General features: G+C 52.7%; 21 protein-coding genes. 16 read left to right on the top strand and 5 right to left on the bottom strand.

The genetic code is table 11. From position 1 onward, the window contains the following. The first annotated feature begins 81 nt into the window (after nucleotides 1–81). The 4 genes from rfbB (at nucleotide 82) to rfbC (ending at nucleotide 3,632) form a co-directional block, all read left to right on the top strand. Nucleotides 82–1,149 carry a dTDP-glucose 4,6-dehydratase gene (rfbB, locus tag PH562_RS28015; RefSeq protein ID WP_285176989.1) on the top strand — a complete coding sequence of 356 codons (1,068 nt, stop codon included), beginning with the start codon at nucleotides 82–84 and terminating at the stop codon, nucleotides 1,147–1,149. Next, a complete protein-coding gene (gene rfbD / locus PH562_RS28010; RefSeq protein WP_285176988.1) occupies nucleotides 1,146–2,048 on the top strand; it encodes a dTDP-4-dehydrorhamnose reductase in 903 nt (300 codons plus the stop codon). The genes rfbB and rfbD overlap by 4 nt, the downstream gene beginning before the upstream one ends. Nucleotides 2,049–2,134: 86 nt before the next feature. Then, nucleotides 2,135–3,022: a glucose-1-phosphate thymidylyltransferase RfbA gene (gene rfbA / locus PH562_RS28005; RefSeq protein ID WP_285176987.1), complete on the top strand. Its 888-nt coding sequence runs from the start codon at nucleotides 2,135–2,137 to the stop codon at nucleotides 3,020–3,022. 61 nt (nucleotides 3,023–3,083) lie between these two features. Continuing rightward, nucleotides 3,084–3,632: a dTDP-4-dehydrorhamnose 3,5-epimerase gene (rfbC, locus tag PH562_RS28000; RefSeq protein WP_285176985.1), complete on the top strand. Its 549-nt coding sequence runs from the start codon at nucleotides 3,084–3,086 to the stop codon at nucleotides 3,630–3,632. A 13-nt stretch (nucleotides 3,633–3,645) separates the two neighbouring features. On the opposite strand, the gene PH562_RS27995 is transcribed toward rfbC, so the two are convergent. Further along, complete coding sequence (locus PH562_RS27995) at nucleotides 3,646–4,014, bottom strand: phosphomannose isomerase type II C-terminal cupin domain (protein WP_285176984.1); 369 nt, start codon at nucleotides 4,012–4,014, stop codon at nucleotides 3,646–3,648. A gap of 301 nt (nucleotides 4,015–4,315) precedes the next feature. Between PH562_RS27995 and PH562_RS27990 the strand changes: the two genes are divergently transcribed. The 9 genes from PH562_RS27990 (at nucleotide 4,316) to PH562_RS27955 (ending at nucleotide 15,198) form a co-directional block, all read left to right on the top strand. Further along, entirely contained in the window at nucleotides 4,316–5,440 is a 1,125-nt protein-coding gene (locus PH562_RS27990) for a glycosyltransferase family 4 protein (protein ID WP_285176983.1), read from the top strand. 262 nt (nucleotides 5,441–5,702) lie between these two features. Next, the gene (gene gmd / locus PH562_RS27985; protein WP_285176982.1) at nucleotides 5,703–6,677 is read left to right on the top strand and encodes a GDP-mannose 4,6-dehydratase; all 975 of its coding nucleotides are present in this window, start codon (nucleotides 5,703–5,705) and stop codon (nucleotides 6,675–6,677) included. Nucleotides 6,678–6,704: 27 nt separating this feature from the next. Continuing rightward, entirely contained in the window at nucleotides 6,705–7,670 is a 966-nt protein-coding gene (locus PH562_RS27980; protein WP_285176981.1) for a GDP-mannose 4,6-dehydratase, read from the top strand. Nucleotides 7,671–8,016: 346 nt separating this feature from the next. After that, nucleotides 8,017–11,064: a glycosyltransferase family 4 protein gene (locus PH562_RS27975; RefSeq protein WP_285176979.1), complete on the top strand. Its 3,048-nt coding sequence runs from the start codon at nucleotides 8,017–8,019 to the stop codon at nucleotides 11,062–11,064. Between the two features lie 42 nt (nucleotides 11,065–11,106). Further along, nucleotides 11,107–12,228 (top strand): glycosyltransferase family 4 protein, encoded by a 1,122-nt coding sequence (locus PH562_RS27970; RefSeq protein WP_285176978.1) that lies wholly within the window; start codon nucleotides 11,107–11,109, stop codon nucleotides 12,226–12,228. Nucleotides 12,229–12,524: 296 nt separating this feature from the next. Beyond that, nucleotides 12,525–12,911 carry an IS66-like element accessory protein TnpA gene (gene tnpA, locus PH562_RS30785; protein WP_350223790.1) on the top strand — a complete coding sequence of 129 codons (387 nt, stop codon included), beginning with the start codon at nucleotides 12,525–12,527 and terminating at the stop codon, nucleotides 12,909–12,911. Continuing rightward, on the top strand, nucleotides 12,908–13,255 hold the full coding sequence (tnpB, locus tag PH562_RS27965) for an IS66 family insertion sequence element accessory protein TnpB (RefSeq protein ID WP_285176977.1): 348 nt from the start codon (nucleotides 12,908–12,910) through the stop codon (nucleotides 13,253–13,255). The genes tnpA and tnpB overlap by 4 nt, the downstream gene beginning before the upstream one ends. A 72-nt stretch (nucleotides 13,256–13,327) precedes the next feature. Beyond that, nucleotides 13,328–14,893 carry an IS66 family transposase gene (gene tnpC / locus PH562_RS27960; RefSeq protein WP_285176976.1) on the top strand — a complete coding sequence of 522 codons (1,566 nt, stop codon included), beginning with the start codon at nucleotides 13,328–13,330 and terminating at the stop codon, nucleotides 14,891–14,893. After that, nucleotides 14,893–15,198, top strand: a complete 306-nt coding sequence (locus tag PH562_RS27955; RefSeq protein WP_285177008.1) for a hypothetical protein — start codon at nucleotides 14,893–14,895, stop codon at nucleotides 15,196–15,198. The genes tnpC and PH562_RS27955 overlap by 1 nt, the downstream gene beginning before the upstream one ends. A 132-nt stretch (nucleotides 15,199–15,330) precedes the next feature. On the opposite strand, the gene PH562_RS27950 is transcribed toward PH562_RS27955, so the two are convergent. The 3 genes from PH562_RS27950 to PH562_RS27940 form a co-directional block, all read right to left on the bottom strand. Beyond that, on the bottom strand, nucleotides 15,331–15,834 hold the full coding sequence (locus PH562_RS27950; RefSeq protein ID WP_285176974.1) for an LbetaH domain-containing protein: 504 nt from the start codon (nucleotides 15,832–15,834) through the stop codon (nucleotides 15,331–15,333). A gap of 126 nt (nucleotides 15,835–15,960) precedes the next feature. Further along, nucleotides 15,961–17,307, bottom strand: a complete 1,347-nt coding sequence (locus PH562_RS27945) for an ABC transporter ATP-binding protein (protein WP_285176973.1) — start codon at nucleotides 17,305–17,307, stop codon at nucleotides 15,961–15,963. A 12-nt stretch (nucleotides 17,308–17,319) separates the two neighbouring features. Then, complete coding sequence (locus tag PH562_RS27940) at nucleotides 17,320–18,120, bottom strand: ABC transporter permease (protein ID WP_285176971.1); 801 nt, start codon at nucleotides 18,118–18,120, stop codon at nucleotides 17,320–17,322. A 171-nt stretch (nucleotides 18,121–18,291) separates the two neighbouring features. On the opposite strand from PH562_RS27940, the gene PH562_RS27935 reads away from it, so the two are divergent. The 3 genes from PH562_RS27935 to PH562_RS27925 all read left to right on the top strand — a co-directional run bounded on the left by PH562_RS27935 (nucleotide 18,292) and on the right by PH562_RS27925 (nucleotide 22,962). Further along, the gene (locus PH562_RS27935; RefSeq protein WP_285176970.1) at nucleotides 18,292–19,335 is read left to right on the top strand and encodes a class I SAM-dependent methyltransferase; all 1,044 of its coding nucleotides are present in this window, start codon (nucleotides 18,292–18,294) and stop codon (nucleotides 19,333–19,335) included. Nucleotides 19,336–19,347: 12 nt separating this feature from the next. Continuing rightward, nucleotides 19,348–21,579, top strand: a complete 2,232-nt coding sequence (locus PH562_RS27930; RefSeq protein WP_285176968.1) for a glycosyltransferase — start codon at nucleotides 19,348–19,350, stop codon at nucleotides 21,577–21,579. Between the two features lie 357 nt (nucleotides 21,580–21,936). Then, complete coding sequence (locus PH562_RS27925; RefSeq protein ID WP_285176965.1) at nucleotides 21,937–22,962, top strand: class I SAM-dependent methyltransferase; 1,026 nt, start codon at nucleotides 21,937–21,939, stop codon at nucleotides 22,960–22,962. A gap of 160 nt (nucleotides 22,963–23,122) precedes the next feature. Here PH562_RS27925 and traG read toward each other — a convergent pair whose 3' ends face one another. Then, complete coding sequence (traG, locus tag PH562_RS27920; protein WP_285176963.1) at nucleotides 23,123–25,033, bottom strand: Ti-type conjugative transfer system protein TraG; 1,911 nt, start codon at nucleotides 25,031–25,033, stop codon at nucleotides 23,123–23,125. Nucleotides 25,034–25,061 lie beyond the last annotated feature (28 nt).

The raw sequence follows: 25,061 nt of genomic DNA, 5'->3' as shown, positions 1-25,061 counted from the left end.
ACTACTCCTTGTCGTAAGATTTGATTTGTCTTGGATTTTTATCGGCAATTTACCTGTGTGCCTAAAATGGAATAGGCTTAGATGACGATATTGGTTTCGGGTGGGGCTGGTTTTATCGGCGGAAACTTTGTTCTCGATTGGCTTGAGCGTCGCCACGAGACGGTCGTCAATTTGGATAAGCTGACCTATGCCGGCAATCTGGATACGCTGAAGGGCTTGAAAGGTGATGGCCGCCATGTGTTCGTACATGGCGATATCGGCGATCGCGAGCTGCTGAGCAATTTGTTGTCGACACACAGGCCGCGTGCGCTCATCAATTTCGCAGCTGAAAGCCACGTCGACCGCTCCATCCACGGTCCAGGCGATTTCATCCAGACGAATATCGTCGGGACCTTCAATTTGCTGGAAGCGGTGCGCGGCTATTGGGATGGCTTGCCCGAAGACGAGAAGCAGCGCTTTCGCTTTCTGCATGTCTCGACGGACGAGGTCTACGGCACGCTCTCTAAGGATGATGAGCCGTTCAGTGAGCTCAACCGCTATGAGCCGAACAGTCCCTATTCCGCCAGCAAGGCTGCTTCTGACCATCTGGTGCGTGCTTGGCATCATACCTATGGTCTGCCTGTGTTGACGACGAATTGCAGCAACAATTACGGGCCTCACCATTTTCCAGAAAAGCTGATCCCGCTGGTGATCCTGAATGCGCTTTCCGGCAAAGGCCTGCCGATCTACGGCGATGGCCAACAGATCCGCGACTGGCTCTACGTCAAGGATCATTGCAGCGCCATTCGCCGTGTGCTGGAAACCGGCACGGTTGGCGAGACCTATAATGTCGGTGGTTGGAACGAAAAGCCCAATCTTGATGTCGTATATACCATCTGTGCGATCCTCGATGAGCTTCGGCCCAAGGCTGATGGCAGTCGCTACAGCGATCAGATCACCTTTGTGAAGGATCGGCCCGGTCATGATCGCCGATATGCGATCGATGCGCGCAAGCTCGAGCGCGAACTCGGCTGGAAGCCTGAAGAGACGTTCGAGACCGGTATTCGCAAGACGATCGAATGGTATCTGCAAAACCAGGACTGGGTTCGCAACGTCACGAGCGGCGCCTATCGTGAATGGGTCGGTAAGCAGTACGAGGTTGAGCTGTGAGTGCCATTCTGGTCACCGGCGCCAATGGACAAGTCGGTTTCGAGCTGCAGCGTTCACTTGGGTCGCTAAGTGGCGTAACGGCATTAAACCGTGCCGAGATAGATCTCGCCGACGAAGCAAGCATTCTGGCGGTTCTTCGTGAGCACAAGCCACATATCATCGTCAATCCCGCCGCCTATACGGCGGTGGACCGGGCCGAGAGCGATAGAGAGCTGGCGATGGCGGTCAATGCCACGGCTCCGGGGATATTGGCGCGGTGGGCCGCCGATAACGGCGCCTTGTTAATCCACTACTCGACGGACTATGTCTTCGACGGCACGAAGGCCGATCCCTATGTCGAAGGCGATGCTGTCAATCCGCAGTCCGTCTATGGCGAAAGTAAATGGCTGGGCGAGGAGGCAGTGCGCGCCTCCGGCGTACAGCATGCCATTTTGCGCACCAGCTGGGTCTATGGTCATCACGGCAGTAATTTCCTGAAGACCATTCTTCGGCTGGCCGGCGAGAGAAGCGCGCTGAACATCGTTGCCGACCAGATCGGCGCACCGACCTCGGCGGCTTTAATCGCCGATGTCACACGCACGGTGGTCGAGCGCATGACGGCTTCGCGAGCTCCCGGCGACCTCTCGGGGACCTATCATCTCACGGCACAAGGCAGCACCTCCTGGTATGGCTATGCCGCCCATATCGCTCGTGAGGCATTGGCAGCAAACGTCAAGCTTGCACTGTCTCTCGATGCGCTGAAGCCGATATCGACAGCTGAATACCCGACCCCTGCCAAGCGCCCGGCCAATTCGCGGCTGGATTGTCGAAAGCTGATGGATCGCTTCGATGTTGCGCTTCCTCTCTGGCAGGAGGGTGTCGACGACGTTCTGGCAAGACTGCTGGCTGCGCGGAATTGAAAACCGCAATTTTTGCCGATGATTCCCGGCCATATTCTCCCGCCGGTGAGACAGAGGCAGATGCACTAAAAACGAGACGCAGGATCATGACGAAGGCACGCAAAGGACTCATACTCGCCGGCGGATCTGGAACACGCCTTTATCCGCTGACGCTCGCAGTCAGCAAGCAGCTTCTGCCGATCTACGACAAGCCGATGATCTACTATCCGCTGACGACTTTGATGTTGGCGGATATCCGCGAGATCTTGATCATCTCGACGCCGCAGGATACGCCTCGTTTCGAACAGCTGCTTGGCGATGGCAGCCAATGGGGCATCAAGCTTGACTATGCCGTTCAGCCCAGCCCCGACGGTCTTGCCCAGGCCTTCCTGATCGGCGAAGCGTTTCTGGATGGCGCGCCGTCTGCTCTGGTTCTGGGAGACAACATCTTTTACGGGCATGATTTTACCCGATTGCTGCACGAGGCGAGCACCAAGGAAACGGGTGCGACTGTCTTTGCCTATCACGTTCAAGACCCGCATCGCTATGGCGTGGTCGAGTTCGATCAGAGCGGCCGGGCGATCAGCCTGGAGGAAAAGCCGAGAATGCCGAAGAGCAACTATGCGGTCACCGGTCTCTATTTCTATGATGAAAGCGTCGTCGATGTTGCGAAATCCATCCGACCGTCGCCGCGCGGCGAGTTGGAGATCACCGATGTCAATGTTCACTATCTGCAGGCTGGCCGGTTGGACGTCCAGACGATGGGCCGCGGCTATGCCTGGCTCGATACCGGTACGCATGAATCGATGCTTGAGGCCAGCCATTACATTGCGACGATCGAGAACCGGCAGGGCCTGAAGGTGGCCTGCCCCGAAGAGATCGCCTATCGCAGCGGCTGGATCAGTGCGTCTGATGTCGAGGCGCTGGCGAGCCCGCTAAAGAAGAATGCCTATGGGCAATACCTCCTTGGGATTTTGCGCGACCGGATATTTTAATCGCTAAGGCGCGCTTTATGCCGCCGCATCTCCCTTGCAAACAATCCGAGCAGGACGACGAATGAAGGCCATTGATACCGCCATTCCCGATGTCAAGATTATCGAGCCGACGGTGTTTGCAGACGACCGCGGCTTCTTCTTCGAAAGCTTCAGCAAGGTGAAATTCGAAGCGGCGATTGGGCGTAGCGCCGATTTCGTGCAAGACAATCACAGCCGATCGGGGAAGGGCGTTTTGCGTGGGCTGCACTATCAGTTGCCGCCGCATGCCCAGGCGAAGCTGGTGCGCGTCGTCATCGGAGAGGTCTACGACGTCGCCGTGGACATCCGGAAATCCTCGCCCACATTCGGCCAATGGGTCGGCGTTCTTCTGTCTGCGGAAAATAAGCGCCAGCTCTGGATCCCCGAAGGCTTTGCCCATGGCTTCCTGACATTGAGCGACCATGTAGAGTTTCTGTACAAGACCACCAACTATTACGCGCCGCAGAGCGATCGCGGCATCCGCTGGGACGATCCGGAGATCGCCATCGACTGGAAGGTGACCGAACCGCTCACGCTCTCCTCCAAGGATCAGCAGCAATCGTTGTTGGGGGATGCCGAGCTATTTGATTGATACGGTTTTGGTATCAGACTCGGTTGTAATCGTCGCTAAGCCTAATGATATCGTTTTCATCAAGTAGCTCGCCGTATTGAATTTCAATAAAAACCAATGCCTTATCTCCGGTGCACGAAACACGGTGTGTCGCCTTGAGCGGAATATCGACTGTGTGCCCGACCTGCAGAGCGTGTTCCGTTCCGTCAATCTCGGCAATACCATTCCCCGAAACGGCGGTCCAACGCTCCGAACGGTGATTGTGATATTGCAGCGATAACCGCTCTCCCGGATTCACAACAATGCGTTTGACGACATGGCTCTCACCGATATCGAGCACATGCCATGTGCCCCAAGGGCGTTGATCGTTGTCACCGACCTTATAAAGACTTCCGGACTTCAATGAGTTTTCCCCTTCAACACGCCGATCGGCAACCGCACGACGGAAAATAACGCGGCGATTAATTCATCGGTGTCGGCAGAGCAAGGGGTTTCTGCTAATGATTACAAGAGCGCCCTTTTGTATGTTGCTGTCCGACTGGCATAAGCAGGCCAGTCGGAATTAATCGGCTGGCCGGGCGGTAGACGTCGACGCAGCCGGAATACGCCGGCCATTGGTCTGGAAATTTCGAGGGCTTCTGAAGTTTTTCCCGGAGAACGATGCTCCAGGTGACGTGGAGATTGCTTTTCGATACAGGAGTGGAATGCGCGTTTTACATTTCTTCAAAACATATTGGCCCGACACATTCGGTGGGGTTGAACGGACCATTCACGCGATCGCAAAGGGTACCGCCAAATACGGTGTAGAATCAGATGTTCTCTCACTTAGCAAAACACCGTCGAGAAACAGCGTCGAATTCGATGGTCATATGGCGTACAAGGCTAAGCTCGATTTCGAATTCGCATCCACCGGTTTTTCGCGCGAGGCGTTTGGACGATTTCGGGAGCTGAGCCATAAGGCTGATATCGTCCACTATCACTTTCCATGGCCGGTGATGGATATTGTCCATTTGACCGTCCCCCCCGGTAAGCCGACTGTTGTGACCTATCATTCCGATATCGTGAAGCAGAAGGTCTTGCTGCAATTCTACAAGCCGTTGATGTTTCGTTTTCTGAAAAACGTCGACCACATTGTTGCGACGTCTCCCAATTACCTAATGTCGAGCGACGTCTTGGAAAGGTTCAAATCCAAGACGACGGTGATCCCGTTAGGGCTGGATGAAGCGGACTATCCAAAGGCAGACGAACTGACGCTAGCACGCTGGCGCGGCAGGCTTCCCGATCGCTTCCTCTTATTCGTCGGTGTCCTGCGGTATTACAAGGGGGTCCATATCCTGCTGGAGGCCGCGAAACGCAATGGCCTCGATATAGTAATCGTCGGCAGTGGGCCGATGGAAGCGGAACTGAAGCAGGCTGCCGGGCAAAATCTGCACAATATCCATTTTCTCGGATCGTTGTCGGACGGCGACAAGATTGCTCTGTTCGAGCTTTGTGCGGGGTTTGTGTTTCCCTCGCATCTTCGCTCCGAGGCCTTCGGACTTTCTCTGGTCGAAGCGTCGATGTTTGGCAAGCCGATGATTTCGTGTGAAATCGGCACGGGAACAAGCTATGTCAACCTAAACAGAGTAACCGGGTTCGTGGTGCCGCCCAACGATGTGGATGCTCTGTCGAACGCTATGAAGTCCATCTGGAATGACGAGCAAAAGACTGCAGCGCTGGGTGCTGCGGCGCGTGACCGCTATCTCGCATGTTTTACGGCGGAGAAGATGTGTTTACAATATCATAGCCTCTATCGGGAATTGAGGGATGCCGTTGTGCACGACTTTTGAGGTATCAATTCGGGCCGTCACAATATTGTCCCCTCGATATTCGAATGAACGCAAAGGCGTCATCGGTCCAAAATCTTTAGCTGGGCGTTACAACGCAAGAAACTTTGGCATGTTGAGCGAAATTGCGCTTGATCGTTGTCATCGGGCTTTATACGGGCTAAATGGCGCTGGAACATTGATAGCCAAGTGTCGCCCGTGCGGTAGAGCTCTGCGAACTTGGTAGACCCGCGCGATGTAAATGCGGCAAAATTGGAGATGGAACTTGGCGAAGAAAGCATTGGTAACGGGTATTACGGGCCAGGATGGCGCCTATCTTGCGGAACTTCTGCTGAAGAATGGCTACGAAGTGCATGGGCTTGCACGTCGCTCCAGCACCGCGGATGTCAATCTCACTCGCCTGGAATGGTTGGGTATCGAGCGCGACGTCCGCATTGTCGATGGCGACCTCCTGGATCTTTCCGGTCTTATCCGCACAATAAAGGACGTGAAGCCGGACGAAGTCTATAACCTTGGGGCTCAATCCTTCGTGAAATCATCCTGGCAGCAACCTTTGCTGACTGGTCAGGTGACGGCCCTAGGCGTGACGAATGTCCTTGAAGCGGTTCGCATCGAAAGGCCTGAGGCTCGTTTCTATCAGGCTTCCTCCTCCGAAATGTACGGCCTCATTCAGGAACCGATGCAGTCGGAGCTAACTCCTTTCTATCCACGGTCACCCTATGCCGTCGCCAAGCTTTACGGTCACTGGATCACGGTCAACTATCGCGAGAGCTTCGGTTTGCACGCGTCGAGCGGCATCCTCTTTAATCATGAATCTCCGCTTCGCGGCATTGAATTCGTCACTCGCAAAGTTACGGACGCGGTCGCTCGCATCAAGCTTGGCTTGGCAAAGGAGCTGCGGCTCGGAAACATTGATGCCAAGCGCGATTGGGGCCATTCGAAAGACTACGTTCGCGCCATGTGGATGATGCTCCAGCAGGACGTTGCCGACGACTACGTGATCGCGACCGGCCGCACGACAACCGTCCGCGACATGTGTGCCATTGCTTTCAAGCATGCCGGTTTGAATATGGACGATCATCTTGTAATCGATCCCGAACTTTTCCGTCCGGCGGAAGTGGATGTACTACTTGGCAACCCAGAGAAGGCCCGGAAAAAATTCGGATGGGAACCTAAGATTGGTCTTGAGGAGATGATCGTTGAAATGGTCGAGGCTGATCTTAAGCGATTGAGCAAGTAAGTTTTTCGGCTGAATGACGAGGCACCCATGCCGAGAGAACATCGTATTCTCATTACTGGCGCCAGCGGCTTTGTCGGATCGTGGTTGCAGCGCGAATTGGAGAAGCGGCGGCTGGAGCAGGGTTGTGACTTAATCGTCTTCACCGCCGGCCAAGGAGATGCATCGAACTGGAAGACAGATATTACGGATCGGGATCAAGTGGCGACCCTGGTCCGTAATTGCCGCCCAACAGCAATCATTCATCTCGCCGCGATTGCAGCCCCAGCTGATGCTCGCAAGATGCCGCAGCGGGCCTGGCAGGTGAATTTCCAAGGCACTATGAATCTCGCCTACGCCACGATGGAGTTTGCACCGGAAGCGCGCTTCGTTTTCGCGGGCAGCTCCGAAGCCTATGGCGCTTCGTTCATTAATACTGCAAATGCTCCAGTAAAGGAGAGTGCGGCCCTCAAGCCGATGAATGTCTATGGTGCAACGAAAGCAGCGGCAGACGTGCTTGTCGGGCAGCTTGCCTATGATGGACTCAAATCCGTCCGCTTCCGTCCGTTCAACCATACCGGACCCGGCCAGACGGATGCTTATGTTGTTTCTGCTTTCGCCAAGCAACTCGCGGAAATATCGGTGGGTGCCAAACCTCCTCGTATCAGCGTCGGAAATCTCTCTGCCTTCCGTGATTTTCTTGATGTGCGAGACGTTGTACGTGCGTATGCCGATACTGCTCTGGTGGAGGATGTGTCGGATATCCTTGGAGGCGTGTTCAATCTATCCTCGGGGCGGTCGATACAGATTCAGTCGATCCTCGACATGCTTATCGAACTTTGCGGATTGAAGGTGGAAATAGAGATAGATCCGCAGCGGTTGCGTGGACCAGAAATCGTGACGGCTTCCGGCGATAATAGGGCAGTGTTGGCGGCCTTTGGCTGGAAGCCGGAAATAGAATTAAGCCGCACACTCGGTGATGTGCTTGACGATTGGAAGATCCGAGTGGCGCGCTGACCATATCGGTCTCCAGTCACCGATTATATGCTCATAATATCTGAAAGATGCATTTTGCTCGCGAAGCAATGACCGCATGCATCGAACAGGCGCAAGCATTCAAGAGGATCCCAGTTGCACCGCACCTATAATAGTCTTTCCTCGCGCCTTACCCGACCGCTTCGCATGGGTTCTTCATTGCTGTTTAACGTGAAAAGGTTCCCCCGGCTTGTCGTCACGACTCTGCTTGAGAAGCTTATTCGTTGGCTTTCTCGGAGACCACAAGTGAAGGATAAGTGCCTTCGGCTAGCCTATCGCTTTCCAAGGATAAGGGGTCGGCTTATGGCATTCGCGGCAGCCCGCGGGTATGGAGTTCAACCATTTGACTGGTTGGACGACGGTCAAGAAGGACAGTGGTATATTGATGCGCCCAAGGGCACGGTCGCTCAATGGGAAATATTGCTTCGAGATACGTCAAAATTACAATGAAAGACGATTTTCAATGCGCTTATGGATTGATGGGCAATGCTTCCAGACCGCAAGCAAGTGGCGTGGAATCGGGCGTTACGTGCAAGAACTTATTCTTGGTATTGTCGACAATCATCCCGACGTCGAACTTCTTATTTCCCTCAACGCTGGCATGCCGCTGGAAGCACTTGCAGCTCGCGACCACCTCCAGAAATGGATAAAACCTGCCAATATTTCCATGTGGCATGGTGTTGCTGAAGGCGGAGAATCGATAGAGGGCCATACAGAGAAGAGACGGCTCAGCGAGATCGCTCTGGCTTATCATGTCGCGTCGCTGAATCCAGACATCGCGCTATCTGCGAGCCCGTTCGAAGGTAGCTTTGACAAGGCTGTTCCGCTCCTTCCCAATAGTATCTCGAAAATTCCCTTCGCATCGATCTTTTACGATGCGATACCTTATCGCTACCCCGAGCAATATCTCTCATCCTCGGCGTTGCGTGCCTATTACGACCGTCGTCTCGCCTCCTACTCAGAATTCAATCTAAATCTATGTATTTCTGAATACTCCCAACACGAGTGTTTCGAGATCTCAAGAAATCCTCGTGTATTCAACATGCTTGCGGGCGTATCGAGAGATTTCATGGATGCTATGGAGCATGTCGAAACGGACGCGCCAAAGCTAACCGAGAAACCCTTCATCCTCTACGTCGGAGGGCTCGATTGGCGCAAGAATGTCAGGTCCGCCATTGAGGCATTCGCACAATTGCCGGCAGATTTGCGAGAGCAATACAGTTTTGTGCTGGCCGGCGATCACCCGCGATCGCTGTTACGAGACGAACAAGAGAGGTGGAAGAAGCTGGGGCTCCCCGAGCAGAATCTCGTGGCTATCGGTCATGTGACGGACCACCAGCTCGTGGCGCTCTACAGGGGGACGGACCTCGCCATTCAACCTTCGCTACTGGAGGGGTTCGGCTTGACCGCACTGGAAGCCATGACGTGCGGCGCGCCTGTCATTGCGTCGAGCACGGGCGCTCTGCCTGAAGTCGTTGGAGACAGGGAACTTCTTTTCAATCCCGCGGATGTCAAGGACATAGCGCGAGTAATGAAGAAGGCACTTGGCAACCGTCAAGCGATGAAGGCCGTTGCTGACAAACAGCGCGATCGTGCCGCGGAATTCAGCTGGGCGAAATCCGCAGCTATTGCCGTTGCTGCTCTGAAGGATGCCGTGGCCAACTCGGCGGAGAGCGGCAAGGTTGAATCGATCTCAACGGCTAAATATGCTGCTTTGCAGCGACTTGGAAATACGAATCTTCCGACGAATTTCATCGCACAGACATTTGCACGATCGGAGTTAGTCAGATCTGATCGGCCGCGACTGATCATTGATGCGACATCAACATATCGCGTGGACCACAAGACCGGTATTCAGCGTGTTGTTAAAAATATCTGTTCCAATCTCGAGATAGCGCAGCGTGATGGTGTTGAACGGATAGTCGCATATAGCGATTCCCTCGACGGCTGGTTTGCGATTCCGAGGACGCTGGAGAAAGCCAACACCGCGACTGACTTCACAGAAGATACTCGGCTGGAATTTTCCCCGAATGACCGCATCTTGATGCTCGATAGCTCCTGGGAGTTTTATAGGCATCACTACGCAACGTTACGCTCCGCCCGCTTGAGGGGCGCTATTGTCATCTCATGCCTCTATGACACGATTCCGCTAAGATTCCCAGGTTTCTGCGACCCTGGCATGCCCCCCACATTCTCGAACTGGTTTCAAGCTGCTCTGTCCTATTCGAATGCATTTATCTGCATTTCAAAAGCCGTTGCCGATGAACTGATCAGGATACTTGAAGCGATCCAGTTTCCACGGGAGATGAAGATAGGCTATTGGCACCTCGGGGCCGATTTTGCTAAGGCGACCATTGCTGCTGATGTTAAACCAGTCCGCCGTAAAGATCGCTCTGAGTTCCTGATGGTTGGCACATTGGAGCCGCGCAAAGGGCACCGTATTGCCCTGGAGGCTTTCGATAGATTGTGGGATGAAGGTATGGACGTTGGGCTGACGATTGTCGGAAAGCCCGGCTGGGGGGGCGAGCATTTCGTTCGGCGAATGGAGCGGCATCGTGAGTATGGGAAGCGTCTGATCTGGATGAACGGCATTTCGGATGAAAAATTACAGAATGCCTATAGCGACAGCGATGCCTTGATTGCTGCCTCGTATGCTGAGGGTTTCGGCCTCCCCATTGTTGAGGCCGCGCACTTTGGGAAAGCTGTGATTGCAAGCGATATTCCAGTTTTCCGCGAAGTCACCGCAAGTGGCCAGAATTGCTATTTCTTTGCCGTCGGTTCCTCCGAGTCGCTCGCAAAGACAATCCGTTCGTTCCTTGGTATAGGAACGAATAGTATCGAAACCCCGCCTTTGGCGCCAAGGGCCAGTGGAGGGACAAGTTGGAAGGAAAGTGCCGAAAAATTACAGAGGGTCGTGCTTACTGACGATTGGTACCGGCTATATAAGCCGCAGTCGAACACGACTTACGTACCGATAAGCAATATCGGCATCACCAAAATGGGAGAAGCGCTGGCTTCCGATGAAACCCGGCATAAGATCGAGTTGGTGGAAGGGCCGATTGCGAGTGAAAATGACACGCTTAAGTACATAGTGCGCGTTATTAATTTGTCTCAAAAGTTGTGGGGAAGCGTGGGGGCTCCGGATGGTTCGCTGGCGGTAATGGCGGGCTATCGCATTCTGTCGAACAATGGAGAGGCGAGCCCCCCGGAAAACCGTACGTCTCGCATTCCATTCGTGTTGCCGCCTGGCGACAGCCTATATATGTCAATCGAGATCCCTTCGAAATTCAAGAGGAGGGGCGGCGCTTTCGCAGATATAGGCTTGCTTCAAGAATCAGTCGGTTGGTGGAGTAATCCGCTACGGGTCCCGTTGTGATGGGACGACCGCGAGACACAGTGGTACATGGGTAGCTCGCGAATGAAAATCGGTATTGATGCGCGTAATTTGGTAACGAGTATGTCCGGCATCGGACGGTACGTGCTGGAAATGAGCCGGCATCTCGCGTTTCTCGGCCATGAACTACATTTCTATTTGCCCGACGCTCCATATGGTGATCTGAAAGAGCTGCCTGCGGCAAAACTGCATGTTGCGCGCTTTCCTGGTGGAATAAGACGGATGATCTGGGCGCAGACGGAACTACCACGCCGTGCAGCGCATGATAAGATCGATGTGTTTTGGGGCCCCGCTCATCGTCTACCGTTTTTTCTTGACCGTCGCATTGCGCGCGTCATCACGATTCATGATCTCGTCTGGCGAGATATGGCTGCAACTATGCGGTGGCAGACCTGGATGGCCGACCGGTGGCTAATGAAACCGGGGGTCGCTGTTGCCGACGAGATCGTTGCTGATTCCGCTGCTACGGCTGATGCGCTCAAGGCTCAGTTTCCGAGATGCAGCGACAAACTTAGCATCGTCTATCCTGGGTTAACGACCATCGGCGGAGTAGCGATCACAAAGGATCAGTCACAGTTTGCGATCGATCGACCCTACATTCTCTTCGTCGGAACGCTCGAGCCGCGCAAAAACCTGCTCAGATTGCTGCAAGCCTATGCAGCGTTGCCCGAAGCCACGCGGCAACAATTTCTTCTGGTGCTCGCAGGTGGCCATGGCTGGAGGCTGGGTGATCTGAAAGGGCATATTGCGGAATTGCAAATTGAATCATCTGTTCGGTTGACCGGCTATGTGTCGGATACCGATCTTGCTCAACTGTACGGTCACGCTCGCTTTCTCGCGATGCCATCCCTCTATGAAGGCTTCGGATTTCCGATCATAGAAGCGAATGCAATGGGAATACCGGTGCTGACATCCAATACGTCCTCCATGCCCGAGGTGGCTGGAAACGCCGGTATCTTTGTCGATCCGAACGATGTGCAATCCATTCGCAATGGCCTGGAAAGCCTTGCGACTGATGACGTGTTGCATGCGGGTCTTGCTGATAATGCAAGGCCGAACGCTGCGCGATTCCGCTGGACGGAAAGCGCGCGCCAACTGGAGCGTGTCTTCGAGAAGGCGATAGTCAAGCGCCGCGCCGGCATGTAGCCCCAATTAGGTCGCGGGTCACAGGAAGCGCACCAGCGTCTTTCCAAGCGCCAAACTCAGGTGAGAGAAATTCACTTATCGCTAAAATTTCCGTAAGCGCCTGGTGAGCCGTAAGCATACGGTGAAGGCCGCTGGTCACGCCGCTTGAGCGTCGATGGTCGGCGATGTCCATTCCTTGGAAGCAATTGCTCCAACCGGATGATCGGAGTGAGCGTCCGGTGAGCCGGTTTTGGTTAGGTACGGAATTAGCGCAAGTTACGACACAGATGATTCATTTGTGATGTAACAGGGTATGAATGGCCAAGGTTGAGATCCTGACGGGTGCCGAGCGACAACGTCGATGGTCCACAGAACTGAAGCTTTCGATATTGCAAGAAGCGTTCAGCTCGGGTGGCAGCGTTTCAGATGTAGCGCGCCGGCACGACGTTCTTCCGCAACAGATATACGCCTGGCGAAAGAAGTTCTCGCCACCCGAATTGAAATCTCCAGAGACCGGATCGTTCATCCCGGTTTCGATTGTCGGAGCGTCAGAGAGCCCCTGCGATGGTTCCAAGAGGAGCGGTGTTCGGTCGAGGTGCAAAGACGTTGAAATCGTCCTGAGGAATGGACGCTTACTCAGAATTGCAGCGGACATGGATCTCGAGATGCTATCGTCGTTGGTCGCTTGTGTGGAGGCGGCATGATCGGGCCTTCTGGGAATGTGCGGGTCTATCTGGCCTGCGGAGTGACCGACATGCGGCGTGGTATTGATGGACTGTCGGCACTCGTTGAGGCGGTCATAAAGGAGGCGCCGGGTTCTGGTGCCATCTTCGGGTTCCGCGGCAAACGCGCCGATCGGATTAAGCTTCTATGGTGGGATGGCCAGGGGTTCTGCCTATTTTACAAGATTCTCGAGCGCGGATACTTTCCTTGGCCAACGGCGAAAGAAGGCGTAGCGCACCTGACGCAGGCGCAGCTTTCGATGCTTGTGGAAGGGATCGATTGGCGTCGACCTGCGTGGACCTCTGCTCCCGGCCGAACGGGGTAAAAGCTTTATTTTGCAAGGGCATCCGGGCTAAAATGCTAGCTCTTCAGGCGCAAATCGGCTACGTTTGCGGACATGGAAACGACGCCGCTACACAGTCAGGACGAGCTATTGGCATTGCGCGCGCTCGTCGCTGAACAGGCGGCGAAGCTCAGCGCACAAGAGGCAGAAGTCAACAAACGCGACTCCATTATCGGTCTTTTGCGCGCGCAACTGGAGTTACTCCGACATCGGCAGCACGGCGCTTCCTCGGAAAAGATCGATCGGAAGATTGAGCAATTCGAACTGATGCTGGAGGAGATCGAAGCCGCCCGCGCCGAGGCTGACGCTCGTTCTGGAAAAAGCCCACTGCCGGATCTGGACGATGCCCCGAACAAGCCGAAACGCAGACCATTGCCGGATGGCCTTCCAAGCGAAGAACGGGTGTATGCAGCGCCCTGCAATTGCCCGACCTGTGGCGGCACCTCCTTCTTGAAGGCGGCCGATAAGGTGGTCCAGGTGATGGAGCACGTACCGGCGTCCGTCAAAATCGTCCGCCATGTCGAAAAACGCATGATCTGCAAGGACTGCGATACGACGGTCTCGGGGGAAATGCCGACCTTGCCGATCGAGCGAGGCAAATCCGGACCGGGCTTGCTTGCTCATATCATGGTCGCCAAGTTCGACGATCATATCCCGCTCTATCGTCTGTCCGAAATGTACGATCGGCTGGGAGTAGATATCTCCCGCTCCGTCATGGCGGACTGGGTGGGCCGTGTGTCCGTTCTTCTTGCCCCGCTCATTTTGCTGATCAGAGCCCATATCGCGGCGGTCGATCGAATACACACGGACGATACCCCGGTGGATGTCCTTGACCCTGGACGAGGAAAGACGAAAACCGGCAGGGTCTGGGTCTATGTCTTCGATGGAAGCGGTTACCAGGATCCCACTCCGGGCGCGATCGCCTATTACTATAGCCCTGACCGAAAGGGCGTGCATCCGGCTGACCACCTCGCAAACTTCAGCGGTGTGATGCATGCTGATGGCTATGGGGGTTACAAGAAGCTCTACGGCAACCAGATCGTCGAGGCCGCCTGCATGGCGCATGTGCGCCGCAAGTTCCATGATGTGATCAAGCTGAAGCCATCCCCGTTCGCTGACGAAGCGCTGTCGCGCATCGGTGCGCTCTACGATATCGAGGATCGTATCCGCGGCATGTCGGCTGACGAGCGGCGTACACTGCGCCAGCAACACGCCAGGCCCATTCTGGCGGACCTCAAGAGCTGGATAGAGGAGACGCTTTCGACGCTGCCACAAAAGCAGAAGCTGGCCGAGGCAATGCGATATGCCCTCTCGCGATGGGCAGCATTGAGCGTTTACATCGATGATGGCCGTGTCGAAATCGATAACAACATAGCTGAACGAGCCATGCGTCCGCTTGGAATCGGAAGAAAAAATTGGCTCTTCGCCGGGTCAGACAAAGGCGGTGAGCGCATCGCCAATATCCTGACCATCATCGAAACAGCCAAATTCCATGGCCACAATCCAGAGGCCTATCTGACAGATGTCCTGACCAGGATCCAGAACCATCCGAAGGATCGACTTGAGGAACTTCTACCGTGGCAGTGGACACCGGCGAAAGACAGGTACGAGGCTGCGTGATGGCACGCTCGAGGTTCATCTATACGCTTAAAGAAGTCGCCGGCATGATCGGCGAGAACCTCGAATTAATCGAGGAGGTGACCGCCAACTCGGACAATATCGCCGAGGGCGAATTGGTTTATGTCCGCGATGGCAGTGAAGATGGCACAAAAGGCCTGACCGAAAATGGAATTGACGACCTTCAAGATCTCCTCGCCGATATACGGACGTGGGATGGTGGAATCCGCCAGTTCCTCGTCGGTGAACAATGCGATCCCGAGATGATCGAGCGCGTCATGGCAGATGAGGTGAAGCGCGGCCTATAGCTTCGGCCTCTCGACCAAGCGAAAATGCCTTAGCCGGACGCTCACTGATCGGAGGTGAGCGTCCGGCGAACGCATTTTTTGGGTGTCGAGAGATGGAAGCTATAGGTAGTGGATAGTTGATGGAGATAACATTTAGCGAATACGCTTTGCAGGGCATCCCGCGTAAACGCTGTCAGGTTCAATCGTGTCATGAGTAACAATCGCACCTGCGGCGATAACTGCTCTATCACCTATTCGGCAAGGACCGAGGATAACGGCGTTACTGGCAATCCAGACGCTATCGCCGATAAGAATGTCGCGCCCACTCTCAGGAAATGCTTGGCGCTCAGCCTTCTCCTTTTCGAGGAAGTGAGTGCCCGTTAGAAGGGAGACGTTATGCCCAAAAAATGAGAAATCACCAATAACAATTCTGCCCGACGAAACATTCAATAACGTGTTGACTAGGTTTACTTGCTTTCCTAGCTCAACCTTACTCCAGTCGCCTCCCCAAATTGTCGGGGTTGTCACAAGATTTTGAGCGACTCTTGTCGTAAAATCCCGGCTTTCAAGGTAATTCATCAGCTCCTGCAATCTCTGATCAACTTGATCCTTTACAATCCTCCTAATCAAATTCTCAAAATATCTTATCATGATCATATATTGCTTCGCTTGCAGAAGGAGAGTGACTCAAAAGTTAGAATACATTGATTGGAAGGATCGTTGTTGATTAAAGGCAAGGTGTGATGGGAGCTAAAAGCTTTCGATCTATGACGGAATTCCTCATTATGTGACATGGATAACATCATACGGCGTATGCACAACGCCCCATAGATCCTTTATCTCTCCAGAATTTGGAAAACGAACCGAAAAGCGCGCTCCTCCTACGCAGTAGTCAACCACCTGCTTCGGTACAGAGAGACTATCGGATTGTGGATGTTTATCCAGCGGTCCGATGCCCGCGATGATACCATACTCTCCCGGGCAGAGCACGTTATTGAAACGGAACTCAATGCAAGTATTGTGGCCAATACTCATGTTGTTAAGGTAGATGTTCTTGACGGCAGAACTAAAGTGCAAAATTTGCCGACCCATTTTATCAGTAATGCCAACTGCCAGAGCACAATCGTCCGGCATCTTCGCAAACTGTCGAAGGTATACTTTTATTTTGAGAAGTTCATCGATCTCAACGCTCTCAACATCACCACAAATAGAGATGTCCGTGATACGCACTTCACCGCTGCCGGTACGCAGAGCTTCAACGCGCTCGGCAAAAGCCTTGGCTCTTGAGTGATCAACCTCATTGCTGCTTTCTGTAGCAGAAGGGTCCGAGCCAGTGTCCGGGCTTCCGTCAACTGCCCTCTCAGTTTGCTGCGCGTGCGAAATTTTCTCGAACATAGCGGCATTGTATCTTTCGCCGACTTCGCTTGATGAGGCAAAAAGCTTCGGGCGCCCTTTTTCCATCCAAAGCCCTTTGTTGCAAAGGGCTCGCACGCTGTCAGCTGTATGCGTGACGTAAATAAATGTCACACCGTCATCAAGTAGGCTTTTGATTTTATGCAAGCACTTATTCTGGAAATAGGCATCGCCGACACTGAGAGCCTCGTCCACAATAAGGATATCTGGGCGCACGTAAACCGCGCATGCAAAGCCAAGCCGCACCCCCATGCCGCTACTGTACGTCTTAACCGGATAATTGATAAATTCTCCGAGTTCACTAAACGCAATGATTTTCGGTATGGCTTCTTGGATTTCATCAGTGGAGAGGCCGTGGATGACTCCAAAGGCTTCGATGTTGTCGCGTCCCGACAGATCGCCATTAAATCCTGCACCCAATTCCAGCAAGGCTGAGACACGCCCCCTGACGGACACGCTACCAGACGTCGGCGTGAGAACTCCACTAATGACTTTCAATAGCGTACTTTTACCACTCCCGTTCTCCCCGACTATGCCAAGGCGATCTCCTTTCTGTAATTCAAGGGAGACATCACTAAGGGCATTGACACGATGGCCCAGCTTGCGCCGATTTCCAGAGAGAAGTTCCGCAAGCCGATGCCAGGGTTTTTCGTAGGTCGTGTATGCCTTACTAACGCAATTCAGGCTGATCGTTGGCGCGATTATATTGGCGTCCATATCCTAATCTCCTCAAAGCACATCCGTGAAGCCGGGACGCAACTTCCTAAAAACGTAGGTGCCAAGGATCAAAAAGATAAGTCCATATATTGCGGCAATGAAAACGTCTCTCCATATTTCCGAGGCGGCGCCAAATACGGATAATCGCGCCGCTTCTGTGATATAGTAAAATGGATTCATATCTAGGATAATCCATTGGATAGATGGCGATGCAGCGCTGACCATCGAGGGAGGATAGAGAATCGGCGTCAACCAAAAAATAATATTGATAACGATAGGCACTATTTGATTCATGTCGGGAATGAACACCGAAATGCTTGCAACAATAAGTGCGACTCCGAGTGTGATTATGAAGCTGGTGAGCCAAACCAAAAAAATTATGGGGGTAGAGGGCGATGGAGCGAGCGCGTACGTCCACATATACACAGCGCATAGCAAAGCAATTACAAGTTGCGTAACGAGCGCTGATGCAAATGGAATTAAAGGAATTATCCAGACAGGAAACCCTACCCTTGTCTTGAGAATGTACGAATATTCGCGGATAATATTCGCTGATCTAGGCACAACTTCTGCAAACATAATCCATTGTGAGAGTGCTACGAAGTAGAAGACGGTGAACGGCACGTTCCCATATCGTTCCCCCATTTGACCTCGCATCAGCAAGGAGAATACGACAATATTGATAAGCGCGTAGACAAGTGGAACGCCGATTGCCCATACAAAGCCTGCGTAAGATGCAGCATAACGATTTCGCAAATCACGCTTTGCCAAAAGCCATGCCAACCTTACGTCGCCGTACACTTTATTAAACAACTGCTTCTCCAGTCCACTTCGAACATTTTCCGCCGTCCAAAATCATCGGCCATTTAAGCCATGCTGGTGTATGGCGCAATCCATTCGCACATGCGAATGATTGGAACTTGCCATTTTTCGGTCGATTAATTAAAGCGTACCACCTCAATTCAATGCCCAAGGGGAGTTCGAATGAGCTTCAAAGACAAAATTAAATCGTCAGCAAAACCTATCGTTCGCCCTATGTGGTTGGCCATTTGGCACAGAATTGCGTTTCGCGTTAACTCAATGATCGCCGGAGCTGTCGATCCGCTAGCTCGGCGAATTTCATTGTTGGAAATGGGTACGCCCGCGCAACAGGATAGCGGTATTTTGAGTTCACTGTCTGCGCTAGCTAGGGCTTTTTCGGTACAGGTCAAACAAACCGAATTATCGGAGAGGAAATTTGCCGATACGCTGGAAGGTTTAACAGCGGATTTGAGGCGTTTGGAAGAGCGCCTTGATCAGTCAATCGCAGGTGATCAGCAGTGGCTTCGAGAGCGCCTCGAGGGACATATCATGCGGGATCAACGTAAGCTGGAAGACCGGGTCGAGTTTTTGCGACGTGAGATTCTTTTCGAAATGAAATATGGTGAGCGAACAGCTTCAAGTGCGAGTTCGGAGTTTGATCGAAATGCCCTCGGAGATTCTGCTGAGCCACTTCAAGCGAGAATTATCGCGCCGGACAAATTAACCGCATTTGGCAAAGGGCATTATCAGTTGAATCTTGGCTGTGGCCTGCATCCATTGGAAGAATACATTAACATTGATATGAGAGAACTCCCTGGCGTCGATGTCGTCGCGTCAGTGGACGGGCTTCCTTTTGAGAAAGGTGATGTGGAAAAGATCTTCAGCGCGCACCTTGTCGAGCACTTTCCTCAGGAAATGCTTAAGCGCCGATTGCTACCATATTGGAAATCTCTCTTGAGGCCAGGCGGCGTTTTTCATGCAATTATGCCAGATTGCGAGGCAATGATTAAGCATGCAGCCACTGGCGAGTACAGCTTCGCCGAATTTCGGGAAGTTCTGTTCGGAGCGCAAGACTATGCTGGCGATTTTCATTACAATGCATTAACTCCAGATAGTTTCGCCGAGCTTCTGAAGGCGGAAGGATTTTTGAATATAGATATTAGGGCGCGTGGTCGCCGCAATGGCCTATGTTACGAATTTGAAATTTCTGCATCCTCTCCTAGCTAAGTAGGATTAGTTATGTTGTCGCCCGACGCGGACGTGAAATCATTCAGCATTGTGATCAATACAGACGGTCGAGCAAAGACGATCGGTGCAACCTTATCTAGCCTGTTGCATATCGACTATCCGCGATTTGAAGTTTGTGTAGTTATTGGACCCACAGCGGACGGCACTGAGGAAATCGTCAAGAGTTATGGTGCTGCTTTCAAAATCGCTCATTGTTCAGAAAGGAATTTGTCAAAGTCACGAAATATCGGCATTGCAATGGCCGCGGGCGACATCGTTGCATTTATTGACGACGATGCAATTCCGGAACCTGAATGGCTAAGAGATCTGGCTGTTGAATATCGCCAAAGTTCTGTCGGCGCAGTGGGCGGATTTGTTTACGATAATACCGGCGTAAATTTTCAAAGTCAGTATGTTTCGGTTAATCGACTTGGCCGTCCTTTTGACTGGCATCGCGCGACGCCCGAATTCAATTTTCCGATGTCAGCAGTAATACCTCATTTACTTGGCACAAACTCGTCATTTCTTCGCACCGGATTACTTGAGATCGGAGGCTTCGATGAAGAGTATGAGTATTTTCTTGATGAAACCGACGTATTGTGCCGGCTTTTGGATCGTGGTTATGAGATAATTCAGTCTGATCGCGCCTTTGTGCATCATAAATTTGCAGAAAGCAGTATACGTGATAGTAAGAAGATCGTTAGACGTTGGTATCCTCTTATAAAGAATCGCGTTTACTTTGCGCTCAAAAACGCGTCTTTCCACTATAGTATTGATGATTGTATACGTGCGGGTTTGGATGATGTGAGTGCGTGGACCGAGGCAGTAGACGCGGGACATCGATCCGGTCTTTACAGCGAAAAAGAACGTAGGAAGTTTGATGAGGAAATATCTGACGCGTTGCGGGACGGTACCCAACGCGGCTTGGCGCCGTCCAGGCGCTTGCTTTCAGAAGGCGTGATACAAGCGCACGCAGAGGTTTTCCGAAACGTATCTGTTTTACAGCCACTTCAGGGGCGGAAAACTATATGCTTCATAAGTCAAGACTATCCCCCCAACCAAAATGGCGGAATCGCCCGCTACATATCGCAACTTGCTACCGCGCTTGGTCGAATGGGGCATAACGTTCACGTTATCACAAAGGGATCGAGCCACGATCGGCTGGACTACGAGGATAATGTGTGGGTTCACCGTGTGATTCCAAAGCACATAGACCTGCCGCGCGAAAATCCAATTGCTCCGGAAATAATCCCACAGCACATTTGGAACTGGTCCAATACCGCACTGTCCATCATACGACATATTTCTGATCGCCGTCGGGTGGATCTTGTGTATGCGCCAATATGGGATTGCGAAGGAATTGCAGTCCTTTTGGATAAAGAGTTCCATCTCGTCACGTCACTGCAGACGACGATGAACCATTGGCTCGATAGTTATCCCGAAAAAAGAGCCGATGAAGAATGGATGCGAGTTTTCGGGAAGCCGATCCTTTCCATGGAGCGGTTGCTAGTAAAATCTTCGTGGCGCGTTCACTCTATAAGTCAGGCAATCGCTAACGACGTTGAGGTGCTCTGCCATGTGGATTTCGGAGCGCGGGTGTTGGTGGCTCCAATAGGATTATCCGACTGGGGAAGGATGCCGGCAGAGTTCCCGCCATCGAGGGCTATAAAGCTATTATTTGTAGGGCGCTTGGAAAGCCGCAAGGGGATTGATATTCTATTGGAGGTCGCGCCAAGACTTTTAGCGGAGTTTCCGGAAGTCATATTGGATATCGTCGGCGACGACACGATTTCGATAGGCGGGCGTGCAACATATCGTTCGGAATTCGAAGGCCGAAAAGTACCACGGCATGTGCGTGAGCGGATCCATTTTCACGGTCGGTGCGATGAGGATTCGTTACAGGAGTTTTACAAGGCATGTGATATTTTCGTGGCGCCGTCGCGGTATGAGTCGTTTGGGTTGATTTCATTGGAAGCGATGATGTGTGCCAAGCCGGTGGTTGCATGTAGAACTGGAGGCATGCCAGAAGTTGTTGTTCACGGTGAAACAGGTCTTTTGGCCGAACCCGCCGACACAGAGTCGCTCTACGAGATGTTGAAATCGCTGATTTCCGATGCAACATTAAGAGCGCAAATGGGAAAAGCGGGCCGAGCTCGCTATGAACTGCTATTTACCGCAGAGGCTATGGCTCATTCCTTTTTGCCATTACTTAGTACCGCGAGCGAGCCGGAGCCTGTTGTCTAGGTCGAGAACCCATAGGCCGGCGGCGAAGCAATCATGGGCGGTCAGTGTGGAAGTACCAAATAAAGCACATGCGGCCGCGGACGTTGGAACCCGTAGCTTCGTATGCCGAGAAAGGGCGGGCAAATGCCTTTCGCCCTTTTTTTAAAAGTGGGTAATGGCGGCTGATATGAAACATCTGCTGTCGCGCGGTTGTCAGGGAGAGTGCGACGCGTTTGAAGAGATTGCGCCGTTGGCTCGTCGGCTAACTGCTTACGGTGAGACGCGGTAAAAGTGCCTTCCATGGATTTGCATGACCGCATAATTACACTACATACACGACGTCAATAGAAGTCGATGGCCAGTAAATTTGGGGGCATAATGTTATCTCCGTTCGAGCAAGTTTATCGAAAGCGGGACTATGATTTTGTCGCTTATAACGACGCACGTTTCCAATATTCAGGACATTGGCAAGAGCGACCGGACCAGACTTTGAATCTGGGATTCGGGAGAGGCTCATCGATTCATTGGAATGGGCCCGGCCGAGACGTTCTTTTCTTGGTCATGCGTCACCCATGGTCTGGCACAATATCGGTTGATGAAGATCCGTCCCGGACGGAAAATCTTTGCTCCCTCTGCACATATACAGATGCGATATTAGCTAATTCGCTGACGATTGTGGGCAAACCAGTAATATCTCAAGGCGAGGAGTTGATCATTTATGGCGCGTTTGTGCCAAGAACTGCGCTAAACGATTCCCAAAGCGAAACGTCTTCTTTCGATGAGGAGCGATTTAGGTCAGTTCAGACTGATCAAGTTGATCGCTGGATTCGGAACATAATAGAAACGGGGCAGGATATAGAGGAAATCACTCTAAAGCGCAGAGACGCATATCTTATGCGGTGGAGGGAGACTGAACCCTATGTGAATCGAGGCGCAAAAGTTCTTGATATTGGATGCGGGAATTTCCTTCCCGGCATGCTTGAGTACTTTGAGAAGGCCGATTTTACTTATACGGGATTGGACATCGATGAAAGGGTTATTGATGGAAATATCGGTAAAACGCAGGGACGGCTTAACTTTAACTTTTTGCGTGCTTCAAATGAGAAATTGCCTTGCTTAGACGACGAGTTTGATTTTGTATTTTCCTCCCACTCACTAGAGCATAGCTCAGACTTGGAATCATCGTTCAATGAAATCATGCGCGTACTTAAACCGGGCGGTTGGTTATTTTTCGCGGTGCCACTAGACGTCGACAATGCGCCGGAGCACTTATGGATAATAAGCCCGGAGATTTGGAAGCGTCTGCCGTCCGTTGCTGGTTTTTCACTCCGAAATGTCCATATAGGCGATATCTATCCAGAAATTGGGTATGATATGGTTGTAGTGGCGCAAAAGCCAAAATAGCGTTTTGTATCATTCTACATTAGTTCGCTGTTGTAGAAGCGCCGGCGAGACTTCAGTTCTGCGATCAGATACTCCGAATGGGCAGTTTTCCGAAGACGCGATCTGCCACGGGTAATTTGTTCTGAACGCTTCAAAACTGAACCATTTTGAAGAGTTCAGATCACTTTGCAAAACGATTGACCCTCGCCGCCTCATCCATCTCCTTACGACGGAAATAGATCGCTCGTCCGCAGCGAATGGGACTGTGGCCCTGGACAATGATGATCTGCTCGTCTTTGCGCATCGATTGGGTGACTTCGTGCGGCATGATCAGTGGCCGGCGCTGGAAACTGACACTTTCAGATTTGCGTGCGCCGCTATTCGGTTTGCTCCAGTCGACATTGCGTGAACGTCCCGGGACTTCGACCGTCATGTCGCCGCATTGGGCCGAGACATTGCGTGCTGTATCAAGTGCCTTGATTGCGGCGTAGGATGTGAACGCGCAGCCTTCGATCCAGGAGATCGCTCCATCTTTTCCGAAATGACGCTCGAGCTGGCCGACGGATTGGTACATCAACATCAGTGTGATGCCATACTTACGCCCGCGGTCGCGCGCTTCTTCAAGAATACGCATGTAGCCCAGTAGATCGACTTCATCGAGCATAAAGAGCGCTCGGTGGCGGAAGTCGCCATCGGCCCGGACCATGGCATTGATCAGCGAGCCGGTGATGACCCGGCCAATGCCCGGATAGGAGCGCAGGATCGATGCAGGGATGTTAAGGAAGACATCCTTCCGTCCGGAAGCGACGTCGCTCGATTTGAACGCATTACCGCAGACCAGTGCGGCATAATTGTCGAGCGACAACCATTGCGTATCCTTGGATGCCGTCGAATATACGCCCGAGAAGGTCTGCTCCGTCATGTTGGTGAAGACGCCGAGCGTCTCGCGGATAAAAGCAGATGCGGAATTTTCCTGAATGTCCCGTAACATGGCAAGCACCGAGGGCTCCGGCTCGGATACGATCAGCCGCAGGCTACGCAAGTTCCGGCGGCCGGCGTAATAAGGCGACAGCATCACATGCGCCAGAAGCCCAGTTAGCAGATTGTGCGCCTGGTTCTGGAAATAGGAGCCAGTCGAGGTGTCGAAGCGTAGGCTCTCCGACAAAAGCATATGGGCGATCCCAACGATATCCTCTTCCTTGTGTGTCGATCGCTCGATCCCATCAAGAACGTTGAACCCCATAACTGGGTTGGTTGGGTCGAGTACCATGACTTCGCGGCCGAGCGCATGGGCGCGATGCTCGAGAACCATCGGCGCGACCTCCGTCGATGGATCGAGACAGATCAGCGGCCCCTTGTAGCGCAGCGCTGTTGGAATGACATTGCTGGTCGTCTTGAAGCCGCCGGAGCCTGCAAAGAACAACATATGGGTGGAATCGAAATTCTGATTGAAGGTCATGAGTGGCGCCTTGCCACCTTGCCCCCAAGTCTCGTGATCGTTCGGATCAAAAGGCAACTTATGTACCCGATCACGGTCGACGCGGTAGCGCTCTCCGATAACGATCTCTCCGTCCGAGGGGAAGAGCTTAGCCACTTCCGGCATAGGCAGCCAATCGGCGTCGCCGAAAATGCCGCGCTTGGCGCGCTTTATCGGATCGGAAACGACTATGGACATGCGCGCGGAGATTGCCACAATACCAAATCCGAGAATGGTCCCCGCAACCGCGAAGGCGTCGAGATAAGTGAGCGCCTCGCTCCATATGACGGCGCCATTCTCCACCCATGGAACTAGACGGGCATATTCCCGTAGGGCGTAAAAGTCTACCACGCATGAAAAGCAAAGAAGGCTCGCAAAAGCGATCGGCCGGCGGCGATGCAGCGGCAATGCCGAAACCGTCAGAAGTGAGGCGATAGGTCCGAGAAGGAGATTAGGAAGAGGACACGCTCGCAAGAACCAATAGGCGATTTGTGCTGGCATGCCGATCGCCAAATCCTGCCACTGCCATCTAGTGATACAGAGTGTCAGCGTCGTCACTACGATCGGCACCAGCATAAGAAGGAAGCTCGGATGTATTCTATTCTTCAGCGCCATCAATGGGCCTTCTTGGGCGGTAGTGTTT

Source organism: Rhizobium centroccidentale (genome assembly GCF_030182565.1).
In the GTDB taxonomy this organism is placed as follows: Bacteria; Pseudomonadota; Alphaproteobacteria; order Rhizobiales; family Rhizobiaceae; genus Rhizobium.
This window is presented reverse-complemented; position numbering and strand designations above follow the sequence as displayed.